The organism is uncultured Tenacibaculum sp. (genome assembly GCF_947504135.1).
In the GTDB taxonomy this organism is placed as follows: Bacteria; Bacteroidota; Bacteroidia; order Flavobacteriales; family Flavobacteriaceae; genus Polaribacter.
This window is the reverse complement of the sequence record NZ_CANNGG010000001.1, coordinates 626,660-646,934: the sequence shown is the minus strand read 5'-3', so window position 1 is coordinate 646,934 and position 20,275 is coordinate 626,660. Positions and strand designations below refer to the sequence as shown.

At 32.8% G+C, this 20,275-nt stretch carries 21 protein-coding genes and 1 tRNA gene; 13 read left to right on the top strand and 9 right to left on the bottom strand.

The genetic code is table 11. The features are described 5' to 3' along the window. Positions 1–2 precede the first annotated feature (2 nt). The gene (locus tag Q0663_RS03065; RefSeq protein WP_274633731.1) at positions 3–197 is read right to left on the bottom strand and encodes a hypothetical protein; all 195 of its coding nucleotides are present in this window, start codon (positions 195–197) and stop codon (positions 3–5) included. Positions 198–202: 5 nt separating this feature from the next. Beyond that, positions 203–772 carry an RNA polymerase sigma factor gene (locus tag Q0663_RS03060; RefSeq protein ID WP_299006129.1) on the bottom strand — a complete coding sequence of 190 codons (570 nt, stop codon included), beginning with the start codon at positions 770–772 and terminating at the stop codon, positions 203–205. Positions 773–980: 208 nt separating this feature from the next. Here Q0663_RS03060 and Q0663_RS03055 point away from each other — a divergent pair, with 208 nt between their 5' ends. Both Q0663_RS03055 and rpe read left to right on the top strand, forming a co-directional pair. Beyond that, on the top strand, positions 981–1,844 hold the full coding sequence (locus Q0663_RS03055) for a sigma-70 family RNA polymerase sigma factor (RefSeq protein ID WP_028891227.1): 864 nt from the start codon (positions 981–983) through the stop codon (positions 1,842–1,844). Between the two features lie 147 nt (positions 1,845–1,991). Continuing rightward, positions 1,992–2,648 carry a ribulose-phosphate 3-epimerase gene (rpe, locus tag Q0663_RS03050; RefSeq protein WP_274633729.1) on the top strand — a complete coding sequence of 219 codons (657 nt, stop codon included), beginning with the start codon at positions 1,992–1,994 and terminating at the stop codon, positions 2,646–2,648. Positions 2,649–2,677: 29 nt separating this feature from the next. On the opposite strand, the gene Q0663_RS03045 is transcribed toward rpe, so the two are convergent. After that, entirely contained in the window at positions 2,678–3,097 is a 420-nt protein-coding gene (locus tag Q0663_RS03045) for a CBS domain-containing protein (RefSeq protein WP_274633728.1), read from the bottom strand. Positions 3,098–3,240: 143 nt separating this feature from the next. Here Q0663_RS03045 and Q0663_RS03040 point away from each other — a divergent pair, with 143 nt between their 5' ends. From Q0663_RS03040 to Q0663_RS02990, 11 genes are all read left to right on the top strand, one after another. After that, complete coding sequence (locus tag Q0663_RS03040; protein ID WP_274633727.1) at positions 3,241–3,873, top strand: Crp/Fnr family transcriptional regulator; 633 nt, start codon at positions 3,241–3,243, stop codon at positions 3,871–3,873. A 65-nt stretch (positions 3,874–3,938) separates the two neighbouring features. Next, a complete protein-coding gene (locus Q0663_RS03035; protein ID WP_299006126.1) occupies positions 3,939–4,931 on the top strand; it encodes a DUF3365 domain-containing protein in 993 nt (330 codons plus the stop codon). A 20-nt stretch (positions 4,932–4,951) separates the two neighbouring features. Next, positions 4,952–5,251 (top strand): thioredoxin, encoded by a 300-nt coding sequence (trxA, locus tag Q0663_RS03030; protein ID WP_299006124.1) that lies wholly within the window; start codon positions 4,952–4,954, stop codon positions 5,249–5,251. A gap of 73 nt (positions 5,252–5,324) precedes the next feature. Further along, entirely contained in the window at positions 5,325–6,653 is a 1,329-nt protein-coding gene (locus Q0663_RS03025; RefSeq protein ID WP_299006122.1) for a cytochrome ubiquinol oxidase subunit I, read from the top strand. Positions 6,654–6,656: 3 nt separating this feature from the next. After that, a complete protein-coding gene (gene cydB, locus Q0663_RS03020; RefSeq protein ID WP_299006120.1) occupies positions 6,657–7,733 on the top strand; it encodes a cytochrome d ubiquinol oxidase subunit II in 1,077 nt (358 codons plus the stop codon). A 122-nt stretch (positions 7,734–7,855) separates the two neighbouring features. After that, entirely contained in the window at positions 7,856–8,383 is a 528-nt protein-coding gene (locus Q0663_RS03015) for a DUF2202 domain-containing protein (protein WP_299006117.1), read from the top strand. Between the two features lie 120 nt (positions 8,384–8,503). After that, a complete protein-coding gene (locus Q0663_RS03010; RefSeq protein WP_299006114.1) occupies positions 8,504–9,817 on the top strand; it encodes a TolC family protein in 1,314 nt (437 codons plus the stop codon). Positions 9,818–9,824: 7 nt separating this feature from the next. Beyond that, the gene (locus tag Q0663_RS03005) at positions 9,825–10,901 is read left to right on the top strand and encodes an efflux RND transporter periplasmic adaptor subunit (protein ID WP_299006111.1); all 1,077 of its coding nucleotides are present in this window, start codon (positions 9,825–9,827) and stop codon (positions 10,899–10,901) included. A gap of 79 nt (positions 10,902–10,980) precedes the next feature. Continuing rightward, complete coding sequence (locus Q0663_RS03000; RefSeq protein WP_299006108.1) at positions 10,981–14,187, top strand: efflux RND transporter permease subunit; 3,207 nt, start codon at positions 10,981–10,983, stop codon at positions 14,185–14,187. Position 14,188: 1 nt separating this feature from the next. After that, positions 14,189–14,494, top strand: a complete 306-nt coding sequence (locus Q0663_RS02995; RefSeq protein ID WP_299006105.1) for a hypothetical protein — start codon at positions 14,189–14,191, stop codon at positions 14,492–14,494. 2 nt (positions 14,495–14,496) lie between these two features. Then, entirely contained in the window at positions 14,497–14,685 is a 189-nt protein-coding gene (locus Q0663_RS02990; protein WP_028891241.1) for a DUF2892 domain-containing protein, read from the top strand. Positions 14,686–14,690: 5 nt separating this feature from the next. On the opposite strand, the gene Q0663_RS02985 is transcribed toward Q0663_RS02990, so the two are convergent. The 6 genes from Q0663_RS02985 to Q0663_RS02960 form a co-directional block, all read right to left on the bottom strand. Further along, positions 14,691–15,494: a zinc-dependent peptidase gene (locus tag Q0663_RS02985; RefSeq protein WP_299006102.1), complete on the bottom strand. Its 804-nt coding sequence runs from the start codon at positions 15,492–15,494 to the stop codon at positions 14,691–14,693. A gap of 154 nt (positions 15,495–15,648) precedes the next feature. Next, a tRNA-Arg gene (locus Q0663_RS02980) sits at positions 15,649–15,722 on the bottom strand. 11 nt (positions 15,723–15,733) lie between these two features. Beyond that, on the bottom strand, positions 15,734–16,180 hold the full coding sequence (locus tag Q0663_RS02975; RefSeq protein ID WP_299006098.1) for a GatB/YqeY domain-containing protein: 447 nt from the start codon (positions 16,178–16,180) through the stop codon (positions 15,734–15,736). 70 nt (positions 16,181–16,250) lie between these two features. After that, entirely contained in the window at positions 16,251–18,110 is a 1,860-nt protein-coding gene (ftsZ, locus tag Q0663_RS02970; protein ID WP_299006093.1) for a cell division protein FtsZ, read from the bottom strand. Between the two features lie 84 nt (positions 18,111–18,194). After that, on the bottom strand, positions 18,195–19,547 hold the full coding sequence (gene ftsA / locus Q0663_RS02965) for a cell division protein FtsA (protein WP_299006088.1): 1,353 nt from the start codon (positions 19,545–19,547) through the stop codon (positions 18,195–18,197). Beyond that, entirely contained in the window at positions 19,534–20,274 is a 741-nt protein-coding gene (locus tag Q0663_RS02960; protein ID WP_299006083.1) for a cell division protein FtsQ/DivIB, read from the bottom strand. Before Q0663_RS02960 ends, ftsA begins: the two co-directional genes overlap by 14 nt. Position 20,275: the final 1 nt, after the last annotated feature.

Sequence of the window (20,275 nt, the reverse complement as noted above, 5' to 3'; positions counted from 1 at the left end):
AATTAATTAGTCTCGTCTTTTTTTTCTTTCGCTTTTCCTCCTCCTACTAAATCGATAATGGTGCTCGGGTATTTAACAACAAATAAGTCAGCCATGTCTATGGATAGTTTTATCATTGCCACGTCATTAAGCACTTTACTCTTAAGTACTTCGGGCAACTCTTCGTTATGTAATATTTTTTTGAACGGATTATCCATAATTATTACAATTCATTATACGCTTTTACTACTTTATCCTTTGCTCTTTTTAAGCGCATTTTTACTGCACTTTCCCCTAGTTCTAACCCTTCAGAAATATCTTTTATGCTCATTTCATCTTGATATTTCATTAATAAAATCATTTTTTCTGAAGGAGAAATCATTTCGAGTGCTTTAGCTAATTTGTCTGACTTTAACTCGAATAGTGTCGCATCATCAATATCTTCAATATTGCTTTCTTCTTTTATTTCGTCTGTTGCTACAGTTACTTTTTCTCGTTTCTTTTCTTTGTCTCTTTGTACGTAGTTTACACAAAAATTGTACGTAAAAGAATATAACCAGGTAGAAAACTTCGATTTTTCTTTAAAAGTTCTCAATTTTACAAATAGACGAATAAACACATCATGTGTTAAATCTTGTGCTTCTTCTTTGCTTGATGAGAAACCATAACATTTGTTATATACCACACCAGCATAACGGTCGTATAAAACAGCAAATAAATGAGTATCATTTTTTTCTACTATTTTACGCACTAATTCTTCGTCGCTTAATATTGTTACATCAATACTTTCCAAGGGGCAGTATAGTTAGTTTCTTTTAGTTATAGTAGTAAGACACAGTATTTAAAAGAAGGTCACTTACTTTTTCTTTTTTAACCTACAAAGTTAACCAAAACTGAACAATCAAATAAATTATTTCAAAAAAACATCTTTTTTGTAACAAAAGGTTCAACGCTTACGTATAAGATAATGTAGACTGAAATTAAAATACATTTGAAGTAGAATGAGACAACTTAAAATTACAAAACAGGTTACCAACAGAGAAACCGCGTCTTTAGACAAATATTTGCAAGAAATAGGAAAAGTAGACTTAATTACTGCCGATGAAGAAGTAGAATTAGCGCAAAGAATTAAAGCTGGTGACCAAAGAGCTCTTGAAAAACTAACCAAGGCTAACTTACGTTTTGTCGTATCGGTTGCAAAACAATACCAAAATCAAGGATTAACTCTTCCTGATTTAATTAACGAAGGAAATTTAGGATTAATTAAAGCTGCTAAACGTTTTGACGAAACGCGTGGTTTTAAATTCATTTCATATGCTGTATGGTGGATTCGTCAATCTATCTTACAAGCCTTAGCAGAACAATCTCGTATTGTACGTTTACCATTAAACAAAATTGGTTCGATCAATAAGATTAACAAAATGTACGCTTTCTTAGAGCAAGAAAATGAGCGCCCACCAAGTGCTGAAGAAATTGCTAAGAAATTAGACATGACTGTTAACGACGTTAAAGAGTCGATGAAAAACTCGGGTCGTCACGTATCAATGGATGCTCCTTTAATCGAAGGTGAAGATTCTAACTTATACGATGTATTGAACTCTGGTGAATCACCAAACCCTGATAAAACATTATTACACGAATCGTTACGTATTGAGATTAATCGTGCTTTAGAAACTTTAACTCCGCGTGAAGCTGATGTTGTAAAGTTATACTTTGGTTTAGGAGAACATCAACCAATGACTTTAGAAGAAATTGGTGAAACTTTCGATTTAACTCGTGAACGTGTTCGTCAAATTAAAGAAAAAGCTATTAGAAGATTAAAGCATACATCTCGCAGTAAGATTTTAATGACATATTTAGGATAAACCTATATACAATAACAAATAGTTATCATAACTATTCGTTTTTTGATTAATGAATGAAAGCTCTCTATACGAGAGCTTTCTTTTTGGTTTTAATGCACTTGGTTTTAACTATATTTGCATCAAATAACAACACAACAACTTATAGTAATGAAAAAACTTGTAGCCCCATCAATTTTAGCGGCTGATTTTGGAAACCTACAACGTGATGTTGAAATGGTTAACAATAGTGATGCTGATTGGTTTCACATTGATATTATGGACGGTGTTTTTGTACCAAATATCTCTTTTGGAATGCCTGTTTTAAAATCAATCACAAAACATGCTAACAAAACTATTGATGTACACTTAATGATTGTAGACCCTGATCGTTATATTCAAACTTTTGCCGATTTAGGAGCTGACATCTTAACCGTACACTACGAAGCTTGTACTCACTTACATAGAACAATTCAAGCTATTAAAGCAGCTGGAATGAAAGCAGGAGTTGCTTTAAATCCGCATACACCAATCGCTGTTTTAGAAGACATCATCAAAGACTTAGATGTGGTTTGTATTATGAGTGTAAATCCTGGGTTTGGTGGACAGTCATTTATTGAAAATACGTACAAAAAAATTCAACAATTAAAAAACTTGATTGAATTTAGCGAGGCATCTACCTTAATTGAAATTGATGGTGGTGTAACTGACCAAAATGCAAATAAGCTAATCGAAGTGGGTGCTGATGTACTAGTAGCAGGTAGTTTTGTTTTTAGTAGTGATAACCCTACAGATACAATTGAAAACTTAAAAAACATTATAAATTAAAAAAGGAGGCTAAAAAGCCTCCTTTTCTTTTAAAATTGTTCTAGTAAAAAGTTAATTAAATCAGTCGTTGTTACGATACCCACCAATTCATTATTATCTACAACAGGCAATGCATGAAATTCTTTTTTCGCTAAAATCTCCGCAACCTCTTTAATAGCTGTATCTGAATTAACAGTTACTAAGTTTTTCGCCATTACTTGGTTTATTGTAAACATATTGTATACCACTGTGTCTACATCTGTTTCATTATCATCCACAGCATCTGCAAAACTTATACGTAACAAATCTGTATAACTTAACATTCCTTTAATTTCGCTTCCGCTTACTACTGGAATATGTCTTATCTTCTCTTTTTTAAATATTTTTTCCGCAGTCATTAAATCATCCGTACTACTTAACGTAATCACTTCTTTGGTCATTATAGCTGAAACTGGAGTTCTTTTTTTCATTTTACTATAGTTTTGTGTTATTAACTATTTCAAATTTCAGTATTAAATTCAACTAAAAAACTGATTAAAATCATAGATTAACTACTATTTTATGTATATCTAAAGTGTAAATAATTACCTATTTTTACAAAAAATATTTTATCTTGATTGAAGACTTACAGAAATACTACGGGTATTTATTTGAAGATGCATTATTAAAAGAAATAGCTGATGTTGCCATAGCAAAAGATGTAAAAGCAAATGATGTAATTATTGATATAGGAAGCTACATTACCTCTATACCTCTACTTTTAAGTGGTGCAATTAAAATCTTACGTGAAGATAAAGAAGGTGACGACCTCGTTTTATACTATATTGAAAAAGGTGATACTTGCGCCATGACGCTTTCATGTTGTATGGGTGAAACTAAAAGTAAAATAAAAGCGGTTGCAGAAACTGATGTAAAACTTTTAATGATACCTAAGCAAAAAATGAGTGAATGGCTTAGTAAATATAAAAGTTGGCAAGAGTTTATTTTACATAGTTATCATAGTAGACTACAAGAATTTATTGATGCTATTGATACTATTGCTTTTCTAAACATGGATCAACGTTTGTTAAAGTATTTAAAAGATAAAGCTCTAGTAAACCAAAACGAAACAATTAGCGTAACACACCAACAAATAGCTAACGACTTACACACCTCTCGAGTTGTTGTATCTAGACTTTTAAAAGCGTTAGAAAAAAAAGATAAAATAGAGCTGAATAGAAATCAGATTAAAGTGTTAGAACTTTAACCTTGTAACTTAAGTTACATATTTTATAAGAGAATCGTTCTACCTTTATACTAAATATTAGAACGATGAAAAAATTAATAGCCTTACTTACAATTTTATCTATTGTTAGCTGTAATCAAACTAAAAAAAGTGATTACTCTAAAAAAAACACCAAAGATATTACAACTGTAGAAGCTAGTATTCCTCCAGGGAAAAAATTGCTTGAAACAAACTGTTTTGTTTGTCATAATGCTTCTACACCACATGACGAAAGAGTAGCTCCTCCAATGATTGCTATCAAAGCTCATTATGTTAATGCAAATACTACGGAAGAAGAATTTACTAAAAATTTTGTAAGTTTCGTACTAAACCCTACAGAAGAAAGCGCTAAAATGAGAGGTGCTGTTAAACGATTTGGACTAATGCCGTATCAAAAATTTGAAGAAGAAGACCTTAAAAAAATAGCTGATTATTTGTACAACTATCAAATTGAAGAACCTAGTTGGTTTAAAGAACATTGGGAGTCTAAACAAGGTAAAAGCTATATCAATTCAGGTAGAAAAGTAAGCAGTATTGAACCTGACAAAACTCCAGAAGAAATTGGGCTAGAATACGCCATGGAAACCAAAAAAGCATTAGGTAAAAACTTAATGGGAGCTATTCAAAAACAAGGAACTTTACACGCTTTACAATTTTGCAACGAACAAGCTTACAAATTAACCGATAGTATGGCTACTAATTTTAATGCTACAATCAAAAGAGTTTCTGATAAACCTAGAAACCCTAACAATGCTGCTAACAAAAAAGAATTAGAGATTATTGAAGGCTATAAAAAAGTGGTAAGTAACAACGAAACTATCAAACCCGTTACGAAACAGGTAGGAAGCACAACACAATTCTATTATCCAATTATAACGAATAACATGTGCTTACAATGCCACGGAACTCCTAAAACACAAATAAAAACCGAGACTTTGCAAGAATTAGCTCTTTTATATACTTCGGATAAAGCGCAGGGTTACGATGTAAATCAAGTACGTGGTATTTGGAGTATTTCATTTAACAACAACAGTAAATAATTCATTTAAAAATTAAAATTATGGGAAGATTTTCTGAAATAATTAAAGGAAACAAACCTGTTTTGGTAGATTTCTTTGCCGAATGGTGTGGTCCATGTAAAATGATGGCTCCTATATTAAAAGAGGTAAAAGAAGATTTAGGAGAAAATGTTATTATTTTAAAAATAGACATTGATAAAAATCAACAAATAGCCAATACCTACCAAATTAGAGGTGTTCCAACCTTTATGCTTTTTAAAGAAGGCAAACTATTATGGAGACAATCAGGAATGTTATATAAGAACGATTTGATTAGTATTATTAATAGTCATGTGAAATAATATCATTATTTTTATTCCTCCTTATTGCTACTAAAAACGTTCTTATTTAATAACCTCATAAACAATCTTCGGTATGGAAGACATGCTCTTTTATGATAGAATGCAGTTTGCTTTCACTATTACTTTTCACTACTTATTTCCACAATTAACAATGGGACTATCGTTAATGATAGTCTTCTTTAAATGGAAATTTTTAAGAACTAAACTTGAAAAATACAACGACGCTGCTAAGTTTTGGATGAAAATCTTTGCTTTAAACTTTGCCATGGGAGTTGTTACTGGGATTCCTATGGAATTTCAATTTGGAACTAACTGGGCTAAGTTCTCTGAGCTCACTGGTGGTATTATAGGTCAAACATTAGCTATGGAAGGGATGTTTTCTTTCTTCCTAGAATCTTCCTTTTTAGGATTGTTTTTATTTGGTGAAAAAAAGCTAGGACATAAACTTCATTTTTTAACTGGATTCCTTGTCTTTTTAGGCTCTTGGGCAAGTGGCTTTTTAATCATTGCGACACATTCTTGGATGCAAAATCCTGTAGGCTATGAAATACTAGCCAATGGTAAATTTGTACTAAATAACTTTTCAGCCTTGTTCTCAAATCCATGGTTATGGCCTTCTTATTTACATAATCAAGCAGCTTCTTTGGTTACTAGTTCTTTTGTAGTAGCTGGTATTGGAGCTCTATACCTTTTAAACAAGAAGCACTTAGAATTTGGAAAATTATTTTTAAAAACTGGAGTTATTTTTGGTGTTATTGCTTCTATTTTCGTTGCTTTTCCTACTGGCGATTTAGCTGCTAAAAATGTTGTCAAATATCAACCTATAACCTTTGCTGCTATGGAAGGAATATTTGAAACAGAAAAAGGAGGCTCTGAAATAGTGCTGATTGGACAACCAAATATGCTGGAGAAAAAACTAGACAATAAAATAGCCGTTCCTAACATCTTAAGCTTTTTAACCTATCAAGAATGGAATGCTGAGATTAAAGGACTCAATGAATTTGATAAAAAAAACTACCCAACAAATATACCTGGACTATATTATGCATATCATATAATGGTAGGTTTAGGAACTATTTTTATTGCATTAATGTTAGCTAGCATTATACAGTTATTCAGAAAAAAATTATATCAAACAAAATGGATTTTATGGTCTTTACTCTTCATGATTCCATTTCCATATATTGCCAATACTACCGGCTGGTATACCGCTGAATTAGGACGCCAACCTTGGTTAGTTTATAACTTATTACGAACATCTGCTGGAGCATCTCCTACAGTATCTTCAGGAAACACTTTATTTACTCTTTTAGGGTTTATAGGTTTATACTTACTATTAGGAATGTTATTTCTAATTTTAGTAGGAAAAATCATTAACAAAGGACCTCAAACAACACATTAAATTATGGAACTTTTCTGGTATATAGTATTAGTTACGATGTTAACCATTTATGTTATTTTAGATGGTTATGATTTTGGAGCAGGAATTATTCACTTATTCTTTGCTAAAAAAGAAGAAGATAAAAAGAAAGTCGTAAAAGCAATAGGTCCTTTTTGGGATGCGAACGAAGTATGGTTAATCGCTGCGGGTGGTGTCTTATTTTTTGCTTTCCCTACTTTATATGCTTCTTCATTTAGTGGTTTTTATCTTCCTTTAATGATGGTTTTATGGTTACTAATTTTTAGAGCTATTGGATTAGAACTTCGCGGACAAATACATAATAGGATATGGGAAAGTATTTGGGACAAAGCTTTTGGAATTGCCAGTTTACTTCTCGCCTTATTTTTTGGAGTTGCATTAGGAAATGTGGTACGTGGTGTTAATCTAGGAAATGTAGTAGATGGTGTTTCTACTCATGAAGCACATTACTTTTTCCTCCCTTTATGGAATTCGGAATTCTCTCCTCACTCTGAAACACTTGGAGTTATTGACTGGTTTACTTTACTTCTAGGAATTATTGCAGTTGTATCACTAACTATCCATGGTGCCAATTGGGTTATTTTCAAAACTAATGCTAGTATTAACAACCAACTAAAAAAGGTTGTTTTTACTCTTTCTTTTGTTTTATTAGGTTTAGTAATTATTTCATTAATCGCTTGGCATATTATAGAACCTAAACCATTTCATAATTTTATAGAACATCCTTTTTTATGGATTTTCCCTCTGCTAACTTTTGTAGGGTTATTTGGTTTATTCAACGTAAAAAAGCATAAAAAACACATCACTGGGTTTTTATATTCTTCTTTGTTTTTATTAGGAGGTTTGGCAACTACAGTCGCTTCAATTTTCCCTAAAGTTTTACCTTCAACCAATAACATAAATCCCGATTTAACAATTTACAATGTAGCTACTAACGAGTATGGCTTGTCCGTAGGTTTAAATTGGTTTTTTATAGCTGCAATCCTAGTAGTTGTTTATTTTATTATTCAGTATAAAGTTTTTAAAGGAAAAATGGATGATGTAGACTATGGTGAACATTAGTCTAGTTCTTATACTTAACTAAATAAAAGACATTCTATTAAAACCTTACTCCTATGTAACTAAAGTTGCAGACTACAGCCTACACAATATTTAAATTAGTATATAATTTAAAAGCTGTTATTATGAAAACTTTAAATACAATAGGCTTGCTATTCTTATTACTTTTTTCAAGTATTAGTAGCTCTTGCCAGAATACAAACAATACCGATCTTACTCTTTCTCAACAAGAAAAAAACGAAATGCTTTTGATGTTAGAGGAAGAAAAATTAGCTTTTGATGTTTATAACTTCCTTAATGAAAAATGGAACCTACGTGTTTTTGGAAACATCAGTCAAAGCGAAGAACGACATATGAACGCCATGAAAGGTTTATTACAATACAATAATATTGCCTTTACCTTAAATAAAGAAAGAGGTGTTTTTAAAAATTCTGAACTTCAAAAGTTATATGATGAATTAATAAGTAAAGGACAAAAATCTAAACTAGATGCACTTGAAGTAGGTAAGCTAATTGAAGAAAAAGATATTGAAGATCTACAGTTAGCTATTAAGAACACCAATGATGAATACAGTATAAATGTATATACCAATTTATTAAACGCTTCATACAATCACTTAAACGCATTTAACAGAAACATTTCCAAGTATTAGTTGATTTTTAATTGTTAGTAAATAACGTCTAGACTTTTGTTTAGGCGTTTTTTCATTGTAACATTAGTTACTGACTACTGTGTTTTGTGCCACTAAATTTGCTATAACAAAATAGTTAAGATGAAAAAATCATATGTTAGTTTATTTATAGTGGCATTTTTAATAGCTACTACTATAAAAGCTCAAACTAAAATCTCAATTTCCAAAAGTGAGGTTTTAAAAAGAGTTCAGGAAAATAACACCTCTTTAAAAATATCTGAACAAAATTATGAAGAAGCTCGTGCCGATTATAAGCAAACAAATGCCGTGTTCTTACCAAATATTACGGCTTCTCATACAGGAATTGTAACTACGAATCCACTAATGGCATTTGGTAGTAAATTGAATCAAGAAATTTTAACACAAGCTGATTTTAATCCAGATTTATTAAACAATCCGAAACGAACACAAAACTTCGCTACTAAAATTGAAGTACAACAACCTTTAGTGAATTTAGACGGTATTTACCAACGTAAGGCTGCTAAAACTAAAATGGAAGCAACCAACTTGCAAACACAACGTACTCAAGAATATTTATTGTTAGAAGTTGAAAAAGCATACATGCAATTGCAATTAGCTCACAAGGGAGTTTCAGTATTAGAAAAAGCCTTAAAAGCTTCGGAAGCTAATCAACAAATGGCAGAAAACAGCTTTAAGCAGGGATATTTACAACGTGCAGATGTATTAGCTGTTGAAGTTCGAGTTACCGAAGTAAAAAATCAGTTACAAACAGCAAAAAGCAATGTGCTAAATGCTTCTAACTACTTGTCTTTTTTAATGAATGAAAAACAAAATAACATTTATGAACCTTCAGATAGTTTGCAAGTACACTTAACGAATCAACTGGTTGACATTACGATTTCTGAAAATCGTTCAGACATTAAAGCAATGGAATTAGCTTCTGAGGCTTATCAAAAAATGCACAAAGCTGATAAAATGGATTTTCTTCCTCGTTTAAATGCCTTTGGTAGTTACGAGTTGTATGATGATAAAATTTTCAATGCAGATGCAAGTGGTTATGTAGTAGGAGCACAATTAACTTGGGACATTTTTAAAGGTTCTAAACGTTACGGAAAAGCACAGAAAAGCAAAGCTCAGTATGAAAAATCAAGATTAGAATACGAGCAGTACAAATCTAAAAGTCAATTAGAGTTAAACAATACTAAACGATTGTTAACTGATGCTGAGGAACAGTTAAAACTAACCGAGTTAGCCTTACAACAATCGGAAGAAGCCTTACGAATCAGAAAAAACAGATTTAAAGAAGGGTTAGAAAAAACATCCGATTTATTAACCGTTGAAACACAATACGCTCAAAAACAATTAGAATATTACCAAACCGTATATCAATACAACTATACCAAAGCTTACTTAGATTTTTTAACTAAAGAATAATCAACAAATGAAAACTATATATACAATCGCCCTTGCCGCATCACTTTTAGTAGTAAGCTGTGGTAAAAAAGAAACAACAAACAATACCAACAACAAACCAGCAGTTCATGTAAAAGTTGCCAAAGTAACCGCTAATGATAACAATCCGTTTATAACAGCAAGTGGAAAAGTGGAAGCTACCAACAGTGCTGAATTAAGTACTCGAATGATGGGCTATGTAACCAACATACACGTAAAAGTTGGTGATAAAGTAAACAAAGGTCAATTATTAGTATCTATAAATAACAGCGACTTACAAGCTAAGAAAGCACAAGTAGAGGCCAACATTATTAAAGCGAAAGCAGGATTTTCAAGTGCTGAAAAAGATTACAATCGCTTTAAAAACTTATTTGAACAAAATAGCGCTTCTCAAAAGGAATTTGACGATATCACTGTTCATTACAATGTTGCTAAAGCGAATTTAGAAGCAGCAAAACAGATGAGAAATGAAATCAATTCTCAGTTTGCCTATACGAATATCAGAGCTCCATTTTCAGGAGTGGTAACTAACAAATTCATCGATAAAGGTGCCATGGCAAACCCTGGAATGCCTTTAATTTCTGTTGAAGGAAAAAGCGGATTTGAAGTAACTGCGTTAGTACCTGAAAGTGAAATTTCTCAAATTAAAAAAGATACTAAGGTTGATGTAACGATCAAGTCAATTAACAAAACGGTTACAGGTAACGTATCAGAAGTAAGTGCCTCAGCAAAGAATACCGGTGGACAATACTTAGTTAAAATTGACCTAGATAAAACGGATTTCAACTTGTTATCAGGAATGTTTGCTACGGTTCAGTTTCCTGTTGAAAAAACACAAAAAAGTACTGACATGGTTTTAATTCCGTCAGAAGCTTTAGTACACAAAGGGCAATTATCTGGAGTTTACACGGTAAGTCAAAGTAATACCGCTGTTCTACGTTGGTTACGCTTAGGAAGAACTTTTGGAGATCAAGTAGAAGTATTATCAGGCTTATCAGCCGATGAAAGCTACATTGTTTCTTCTGAAGGTAAACTATACAACGGAGCGAACATTACAATTCAATAAAATCAATTTGAAAATTTGAAAATGACCCAATCACCCCATTTTCAAATCATCAAATCAACAAATTTTCAAATTATATAAAATGAAAGAAGGTTTAGCAGGAAAAATAGCCAAAGGGTTTATCGGCTCTAAACTTACCATCTTATTAATGGTAGTGTTTATGGTAATTGGTGTGTACAGTTCTTTTTTAATTCCGAGAGAAGAAGAACCACAGATTGATGTGCCTATGGCTGATATTTTTGTAGGATATCCAGGAGCGAGCCCTACAGAAGTAGAATCGAGAGTTATCAAACCCTTAGAAAAAATACTTTCGAACATCAAAGGAATAGAGTACGTATACTCTACTTCGATGAAAGAACAAGGAATGGTGATTGTTCAGTTTTATGTTGGTGAAGACATCGAGCGCTCGTTCGTAAAACTGTACAACGAGATTAACAAACATATGGATCAAATGCCGAAGGGTGTTAACATGCCTTTGGTAAAAACACGTGCAATTGATGATGTACCTATGTTAGGGTTGACATTATGGAGTGAAAACTATGATGACTATCAATTAAAACAAATAGCACAAGAACTTACCAACGAAATTGAAAAAGTAAACGATGTAGCGATTACCCAAAAAATTGGAGGTAGAAATCGTGAAGTACGTGTGGTCGTAGATAAAGATAAATTAGCCGCTAGTGGACTAGACTTTTTATCGGTTACTGAAATGCTGAAAGCCAGTAATCAGCAACTAAGTGCAGGAAGTTATGATAAAAATGATACCGAGTTTTTAGTAACTACAGGGAAGTTTTTACAATCTGCTGAAGATGTTAAAAACTTAGTGGTTGGTGTACAACAAAATCAACCAATTTATTTAAAACAAGTTGCAAACGTATTAGACGGTCCAGAAATTCCTAAAAACTATGTAAGTTTTGGGTACGGACAAGCAAGTAGTAATGCTTCGACGTATCAATCAGAATATCCAGCGGTAACTATATCGGTAGCTAAACGAAAAGGAGCAGATGCAATGCAAATTGCCGATGTTATTTTAGCGAAGGTTGATCATTTACGTACCAACTTAATTCCTAATGATGTACATGTTGAAATTACCCGTAACTATGGTGAAACAGCATCACAAAAAGTATCAGAATTATTATTACACTTAATCGGTGCAATTATCGCTGTAACCTTAGTGGTAATGTTAGCCATGGGTTGGCGTGGTGGTTTAGTGGTATTCTTATCGGTTCCCATCACCTTTGCACTTACCTTACTAAGTTACTACATGTTAGATTATACCTTAAACCGAATCACCTTGTTCGCCTTGGTATTCGTAACAGGTATTGTGGTAGATGATTCCATTATTATTGCTGAAAATATGCACAGGCATTTTAAAATGAAGCGACTACCGTTTAAACAAGCAGCCTTGTATGCTATTAACGAAGTAGGGAATCCAACCATATTGGCAACCTTTACCGTAATTGCTTCGGTGTTACCAATGGCGTTTGTATCTGGATTAATGGGGCCTTATATGAGTCCGATGCCAATTGGAGCTTCTATCGCTATGATTTTGTCACTATTTGTTGCGTTAACGATTACTCCGTATTTAGGATATATTTTCTTACGTGAAAAAGACAAGCACGGTGCTGAGGAAAAATTTGAAGCAGATGAGACTAAAGCAATGCAAAGTACATTAATCTACAAGTTATATGAGCGATTCGAGCGCCCTCTTATTGAAAACAAAACCAAGCGTTGGGTTTTCTTAGGAATCACGATTGTTTTATTGTTAGGTTCTATGTCGTTGTTCTTTACCAAATCGGTAGCTGTAAAAATGTTGCCTTTTGATAATAAGAACGAATTCCAAGTAGTAATTGACATGCCTGAAGGTACTACTTTAGAGCGTACTGATGCCGTAACCAAAGAAATTGCACAGTATTTAGCTACACGACCAGAAGTCGTAAACTACCAAAGTTATGTGGGTACTTCTGCTCCAATTACCTTTAACGGATTGGTTCGTCATTACGATTTACGTGGTGGTAGTAATATGGCAGATATTCAAGTAAACTTAGTTGACAAGAAAGATAGAAGCATACAAAGTCACGGCATTGCAAAATCGATGCGTGCTGATATTCAAAACATAGCTAAAAAATTTAAAGCTAATGTAAAATTAGTGGAAGTTCCACCAGGACCACCAGTATTATCTACGATTGTTGCAGAAGTTTACGGACCAGATTATGACAAGCAAATTGAAATTGCCAACGAAGTTCAAAACATCTTACACAATACAGCCGATGTAGTAGATATCGATTGGATGGTAGAAGACAATCAAACGGAATATGAGTTTGTAATCGACAAAGAAAAAGCAATGTTGTATGGTGTGGCTCCTCAGCAAATTGCTTTTACATTAAACATGGCGTTATCCAACAGAGCGGTTTCAACTTTATATGATGAAGATGCCTCTAATCAAGTAGGGATTGTGTTTGCTTTAGATGAAAAAGAGAAATCTTCTATCCAAGATATTGCTCAGTTACAGATTAAATCGCAACGCGGCAACATGGTTTCTATAAGTGATTTGGTTTCTGTTGAAGAAAAGAATAGTGCAAAAAGTATTTACAGAAAGAATCAAAAACGTGTGGTATATGTTATGGCTGATATGGCCGGTGAATTAGAGAGTCCTGCGTATGCAATTTTAGGGATGGAAGAAAAATTAAAAGAGATTCCACTTCCGAAGGGATATGAATTGAATGAGTTATACATTAAACAACCCGATTTTGAAGATAATTACACCGTAAAATGGGATGGTGAATGGCAAATTACCTTAGAGGTGTTTAGAGATTTAGGTATTGCCTTTTTAGGAGTCCTCATCATTATTTACATGTTAATTGTAGGATGGTTCCAAAACTTTAAAGCTCCAATTGTAATGATGGTTGCAATTCCTTTATCTATGGTAGGGATTATTTTAGGACACTGGATGATGGGGGCTTATTTTACAGCTACCTCATTTATTGGAATGATTGCCCTAGCAGGAATTATGGTACGAAACTCAGTCTTATTAATTGATTTTGTCAACTTACGTTTAGCAGAAGGAGTTCCGTTAAAACAAGCTGTTATAGAAGCTGGTGCAGTACGTACCACTCCTATTCTACTAACTGCAGGTACGGTAGTTATTGGTGCGTTTGTAATTTTATTCGATCCTATTTTCCAAGGATTAGCTATTTCATTAATGGGAGGAACTATTACTGCAACTGTACTAACCTTATTAGTAGTACCATTAGTATACTATTTAATTGAACGTAAAAACTATAAATAAGATGAAGTTATTAATAATAACCGTAGTTGATGGGCTTCAAAATGAAGTACTAAAACTATTAAAAGAAGCAGCTATAGATAATTTTAGTGCTTCTGATATTGAAGGTTTTCGAAATTCTTTTCCTGTAATTTCTGTAAATGATTGGTTTTCTGGAAATGAAAAAGCAACTGGTTCATATATGTATTTCTCATTTACTGAAACTGATAAAATAGATACACTGCTTAACTTAATTGAAACTTTTAATAAAAATTTAGAAACAAATAATCCAATACGAGCTGTAGTAGTTCCTATTGATAAATATATTTAATTATGAAGAATAGAATTGTACGTGGTATTGCTGGTAGTTTTATACTTATTAGTTTAATCTTAGCTATTAAAGTAAATATTAATTGGTTATGGTTTACTGCTTTTGTAGGTGCCAATTTATTACAATCATCATTAACCAAATGGTGTTTAATGGATGATATTTTAACCAAGGTATTTAAAGTAAAAGAGTAACTTATTTATTCTACAGAATAATTCAACATGAGTTGAATCTTTTTATACAATTGTGGAAATTGTTGCTGTAAATCCTCAGGAGTTTCAAAAAAGTGCTCCATAATTACAGCAACAAATTCCAATTTATTTGTAAGCGCATATGCTCTAAAATATCCTGAATTTTCAATTCTCTCTATATTCTCTTCACTTTTCATAAACACTGTTATTTCTTCAAATAATCGATAATAAATTCGAGCACTAACATCTTTAGATTTTCTTCCATGAAAAGTTAACGCGTGAGAAAATTCATGAATCCCTAAGTTTAGATTATCATTTAATATAATGTTTCCCATCAAAAAATCTTCCCAAGAAAATACAATAGATTTTAACCTCGGGTTAAACTCTCCTTTATGATATTGTTCTGTTATTGTTGAATAAAAACTGGTTGGATACACTATAATTTTATCGAACGTAGAGGTAAGATATCTTCGCATACCAAAAGTGAGCTTTATATACGATGCTGCTATCAAAACCTTTGCTTCTGGTGTTAGCTCAAAATTATCTCTTTCAATAAAATCGTACGTTCTGATAAACTTGGTTAATCTGTGCTCAAAATACACTTTTTGTTTATCATTCAACTTCTGATAAAAGGCTATATTTTCTACTAAAAATTCTTTTTTCTTTTTAGGGAGTTTCTTTTTTACCAGATAAAAGTGTACAAAAATAGGTCGGTTAAATAGAGACACGTAAATAGACTCTATAACATTAACCCCAACACTTACAACTCCGATAAAAATAGCAGTATACTTAATTAAAAAGATGGGTTTCATATCAATTTGAAAAACTCAAATATAACTTAGGTTACATTACAAGACAATAGATTTTTTTAATTTTACGGTCAGTTAAGCAACCTTTCCCTAATATTTCCCTTGAAGATAAAAAAACAGCAGAGAGCAAATCTTCTGCTGTTTTCTTTTTTTTTTGCGACCCAGAGAGGACTCGAACCCCCAACCCTCAGAGCCGAAATCTGATGTTCTATCCAGTTGAACTACTGAGTCTTTAAGTATTTTTAAGCTAACTTAGCTTTTACTATTGCTGAAATTGTTTTTCCATCTGCTTGACCTGCTAATTGCTTGGAAACTATTCCCATTACTTTACCCATGTCTTTCATTCCTTCTGCACCAACATCTGCAATGGTTTTTTCAACGATTTTACCAATTTCTTCATCACTTAACGCTTCTGGTAAAAACTGCTCTAAAACAGCTGCTTCAGCCAATTCAGGTTCTGCTAAATCATTACGTCCTTGCTCTGTGAATACAGCTGCGCTATCTTTACGTTGTTTTACTTGCTTTTGAACAATTTTCAACTCTTCTGCTTCTGATAATTCACCTGCTCCTGCTTCGGTATTTGCCAACATAAAAGCTGACTTTAATGCTCTTAACGCAGTTAAAGCTACTGTGTCTTTAGACTTCATAGCCTCTTTCATTTTATCCATTACCTGCTTTTGCAAACTCATAATTTTGTGATTTTTACTATTAAAAAAATCCCGATAAGTCGGGATTTTAAAAATACGTGTTATTCTTTTATTAATCTACATTATCGTGTAAAAACGAGTTATTTGAACGTAATAAATCGTTATTATCAGTATTTAATGCAGTGTCTGATTTACTAATGTCTGAACCTGAATCAATATCAACTCCTAATCTTTTATAAGCAGGTTGACTCTCAATTTCATCTACGTTTTTTATTCTTTGGTCGTTAAATTTATAGTTAAAACCTTTCATTTTTTCACGTCTTTCTTGTGCTCTTTTTTGTACTTCAGAAATCGTTAAACTCAATGGAGATACTTCTTCACTTGATGTATCGATGTTAATAATTTCTTCTTGAGTTTTTGACTTTACTTCAAAACGCAACTCTTCTTCCTCCTCTTCTTTTATGGTAGGTGTAGAACTTTTACCTATTGTTGGTTCTGCATCAAAATCATCTAAAACGTATCGCTTTTCTACTTTATGAAACTTAATTTCTTGGGCAGTTACTTCAATGTTTTTAATCTCATTTGTAGTTTCAACTAAATGAGAAGCTGGTTTTATTTCTTCGTAAGAATTCAACGGTAAATCAAACAATAAATCTTGTTGAACTGGTTGTTGTTTTACTTCTTCCTCAACTTTTGGCTCAGCGATATTTGTAATGATAAAATCATCTTCTGAAATGGTTTCAATAGCAATTTCATCATACACTACATCAATATTTTTAATAGCCTCTGTCGTAGGGATTAAATTCGATTTTGGTTCAACAACCTCCTCTTCTAATACGTGAACAACTTTATCTGCTGGTTTAGCTGGCAAAGGCTCATTTACACTTGGAGAAGTTTGAATTTTCTGGTCCCCAAAATTATACGTAGCTTTTTGTTCATCTTCTAAAGTATGAACAATCTTTTTTACTTCTGTATTGGTAATATTTCCTTGCTGATCAGCAGCAAAACCAGTTGCCACAACTGTTACAGCTATTCCATCTTCTAATGATTCATCTTCTCCAATACCCATAATAATATTGGCATCATACCCTGCTTCATCTTGAATATAATCGTTAATTTCTCCTATTTCATCTAGGGTTACTTCATTACCTCCAGAAACAATTAACAACAATACATTCTTAGCTCCTGTAATTTTGTTATCATTTAATAACGGTGAATCTAACGCTTTTACAATTGCATTTTTAGCTCTGTTAGCTCCCGTTTCTTTTGCAGATCCCATAATTGCAGTACCACTATTAGACAATACCGTTTTGGCATCATGTAAGTCGATATTTTGTTTATAGTGATGTGTAATTACTTCTGCAATACCCTTTGCTGCTGTAGCTAAAACTTCATCTGCTTTTGAGAATCCTGCTTTAAACCCTAAGTTACCATAAACTTCACGCAGTTTATTGTTATTAATAACAATTAACGAATCTACATTTTTACGTAACTCATCAATTCCTTTTTGAGCTTGTTTTGAGCGCATTCTTCCTTCAAACTGAAATGGCATTGTAACGATTCCTACCGTTAAAATATCCATATCTTTAGCAATTTTAGCAATGATTGGCGCTGCACCTGTACCGGTACCTCCCCCCATACCTGCGGTAATAAATACCATTTTGGTATGTGTACTCAACATTTGTTGAATTTCTTGAATACTTTCAGCCGCTGCTTGTGCTCCTATTTCAGGATTCGCACCCGCGCCTAACCCAGAAGTTAAGTGTGCTCCTAATTGTACTTTATTAGGAATTGGACTGTTTTCTAATGCTTGTGCATCTGTGTTGCAAATCACAAAATCTACTCCGTGAATTTGCTTACTATACATGTGGTTTACTGCGTTACTTCCTCCCCCACCAACACCAATTACTTTAATGGCATTCGATTGTGTTTTCGGCATGTCGAATGAAATGTTATCAAATTCTGCGCTCATAATAACTTTTCTTTTTTTATTAATTCTTATTCAATTTACTCTCTCCTTCTTAGGGGATTAATTCGGAGTAGCTTTTTATATACTTTACTCTGCGTTATCTAAAAACTCTTTAAATCCTTCTGTGAATCGCTTGGCAACCTTTTCAAAGATTGATTTAGACTTTTCTTTCGCTGGTAGTTCCTTCTCTTCTTGAGCTTCTTCTATAGCTTCTTTTTCTTCTTCAATAGTTGGCTCTACAAACACTTCTGGAGCTTCTTCTGCTGCTACTTCATTTCCTTCTTTTTTCAAGCCTTCCATTAACAAACCAACTGCGGTTGCAAATGCTGGACTTGATAAGACTTCATCAGAATCTCCTGCCAAATGTTCATTTGGATACCCAATACGAACGTCCATTCCAGTAATATATTCTACTAACTGACGTAAATGTTTTAATTGAGCTCCGCCACCTGTTAAAACAATACCTGCAATGAGTTTTCCTTTTTGAGTTTCGTGTCCGTAGTTTTTAATTTCTAAATACACGTGCTCAATAATTTCTTGCACTCTTGCGTGAATTATTTTAGATAAGTTCTTAAGTGTAATTTCTTTTGGTTCTCTTCCTCGTAACCCTGGAATAGAAACAATTTCCGTTTCTTTATTTTCTCCTGGCCACGCAGAACCAAATTTAATTTTTAACAACTCTGCTTGCTTTTCTATAATCGAACAGCCTTCTTTAATATCTTCAGTAATTACATTACCTCCAAAAGGAATGACTGCTGTATGACGAATAATTCCGTCTTTAAAAATAGCTAAATCTGTCGTTCCGCCACCTATATCAATCAACGCTACACCTGCTTCTTTTTCTTCTTGACTTAATACAGCAGATGCCGATGCTAAAGGCTCTAATGTAATGTCAGATAAGTTTAAACCAGCACTTTTAATGCATCTTCCTACATTTCGGATAGAAGATACTTGACCAACCACAACGTGGAAATTTGCTTCTAACCTACCTCCATACATCCCGATAGGTTCTTTAATATCTGGCTGACTATCTACTTTAAACTCTTGAGGTAATACATGAATAATTTCCTCACCAGGCAACATTACTAACTTATGTACTTGATTTACTAAGTTCTCAATGTCATTCGCTTCAATAACTTCTTCAGCTTTTTCTCGTGTTATATAATCACTATGATGTAAGCTTCTTATATGCTGACCTGCAATGCCTACTACAACATTTTCTATTTTTTGTCCTGAAACACTTTCTGCCTCGTCAACAGCTTGTTGGATAGATTGAATTGTTTGCGTGATATTATTAACCACTCCTCTTTTTACACCTAAGCTTTTTGCTTTACCAATACCTAAAACCTCAAGTTTTCCGTATTCATTTTCACGACCAATCATGGCAACAATCTTGGTTGTACCAATATCTAAACCAACTGCAATTTTATTGTTTTCCATCTTGATTTTGTTTTGTGCACACAACTTGGTTGTGGTATTTTACATTTATCGTTTTGTAATTACTTATAGTTTTGTCTTTAAGAGCTTTGTTATAAAACGCTGTTAGCTTTTTAAACTTTTCTGCTGCATCTTTAAACTCACCAAAATTTATCTCATAATCACCGCTACGAACTTTAAATGTATATTCGTTTTGGGCGTCTTTTTGAATAGCAATAATTTCTTTAGCGAAAAAACTATTGCTATTAATTGTTTTTATTAACGTTGTTAACTCTTTAATTTCTTCAGGTTCCCTTATTCCTGAAACTAACGGTACTCTTGCTGAAAAGTTTGTTGACAAAGGTATTTCTACCCCATATTTGTCAACATAAAAAGATTTATTCTTATCAACAATTCGAGCTATCGGTGTTCGTTGTTTAATTAATGTTTTTAACACTCCATCTACCGTTAAAAACACCGCTGTTTTTTCAACATACGGATTCGCCGAAACATTAACCTCCAGAAAGTGTAAATCTACCAATCTTTTCGGTTGGTTTTTAACAAATTCATTATTTTGTATTAACAATTTATCAACCATACTGTGCGTCAAAAAGTTATTATCACCTGCTTCAAACTCAACCACGGTGTTTTTTACTTTTTTTAAGCCATTTCTATTGGTTGTAAAGCCATACAAAAACGCCAAAAACATCAACAACGAGAAAAAAGATAGATAAGTTGCTACTTTTTTCATA

Coding starts and splice junctions, on each gene's coding strand:
- cydB (WP_299006120.1), top strand. CDS start 6,657: ATGGAACTTTTCTGGTATATAGTATTAGTTACGATGTTAACCATTTAT.
- Q0663_RS03000 (WP_299006108.1), top strand. CDS start 10,981: ATGAAAGAAGGTTTAGCAGGAAAAATAGCCAAAGGGTTTATCGGCTCT.
- Q0663_RS03005 (WP_299006111.1), top strand. CDS start 9,825: ATGAAAACTATATATACAATCGCCCTTGCCGCATCACTTTTAGTAGTA.
- Q0663_RS03045 (WP_274633728.1), bottom strand. CDS start 3,097: ATGAAAAAAAGAACTCCAGTTTCAGCTATAATGACCAAAGAAGTGATT.
- Q0663_RS02990 (WP_028891241.1), top strand. CDS start 14,497: ATGAAGAATAGAATTGTACGTGGTATTGCTGGTAGTTTTATACTTATT.
- Q0663_RS03035 (WP_299006126.1), top strand. CDS start 3,939: ATGAAAAAATTAATAGCCTTACTTACAATTTTATCTATTGTTAGCTGT.
- Q0663_RS03015 (WP_299006117.1), top strand. CDS start 7,856: ATGAAAACTTTAAATACAATAGGCTTGCTATTCTTATTACTTTTTTCA.
- ftsZ (WP_299006093.1), bottom strand. CDS start 18,110: ATGAGCGCAGAATTTGATAACATTTCATTCGACATGCCGAAAACACAA.
- Q0663_RS02995 (WP_299006105.1), top strand. CDS start 14,189: ATGAAGTTATTAATAATAACCGTAGTTGATGGGCTTCAAAATGAAGTA.
- trxA (WP_299006124.1), top strand. CDS start 4,952: ATGGGAAGATTTTCTGAAATAATTAAAGGAAACAAACCTGTTTTGGTA.
- Q0663_RS02985 (WP_299006102.1), bottom strand. CDS start 15,494: ATGAAACCCATCTTTTTAATTAAGTATACTGCTATTTTTATCGGAGTT.
- Q0663_RS02960 (WP_299006083.1), bottom strand. CDS start 20,274: ATGAAAAAAGTAGCAACTTATCTATCTTTTTTCTCGTTGTTGATGTTT.
- Q0663_RS03055 (WP_028891227.1), top strand. CDS start 981: ATGAGACAACTTAAAATTACAAAACAGGTTACCAACAGAGAAACCGCG.
- rpe (WP_274633729.1), top strand. CDS start 1,992: ATGAAAAAACTTGTAGCCCCATCAATTTTAGCGGCTGATTTTGGAAAC.
- Q0663_RS02975 (WP_299006098.1), bottom strand. CDS start 16,180: ATGAGTTTGCAAAAGCAGGTAATGGATAAAATGAAAGAGGCTATGAAG.
- Q0663_RS03065 (WP_274633731.1), bottom strand. CDS start 197: ATGGATAATCCGTTCAAAAAAATATTACATAACGAAGAGTTGCCCGAA.
- Q0663_RS03025 (WP_299006122.1), top strand. CDS start 5,325: ATGGAAGACATGCTCTTTTATGATAGAATGCAGTTTGCTTTCACTATT.
- ftsA (WP_299006088.1), bottom strand. CDS start 19,547: ATGGAAAACAATAAAATTGCAGTTGGTTTAGATATTGGTACAACCAAG.
- Q0663_RS03010 (WP_299006114.1), top strand. CDS start 8,504: ATGAAAAAATCATATGTTAGTTTATTTATAGTGGCATTTTTAATAGCT.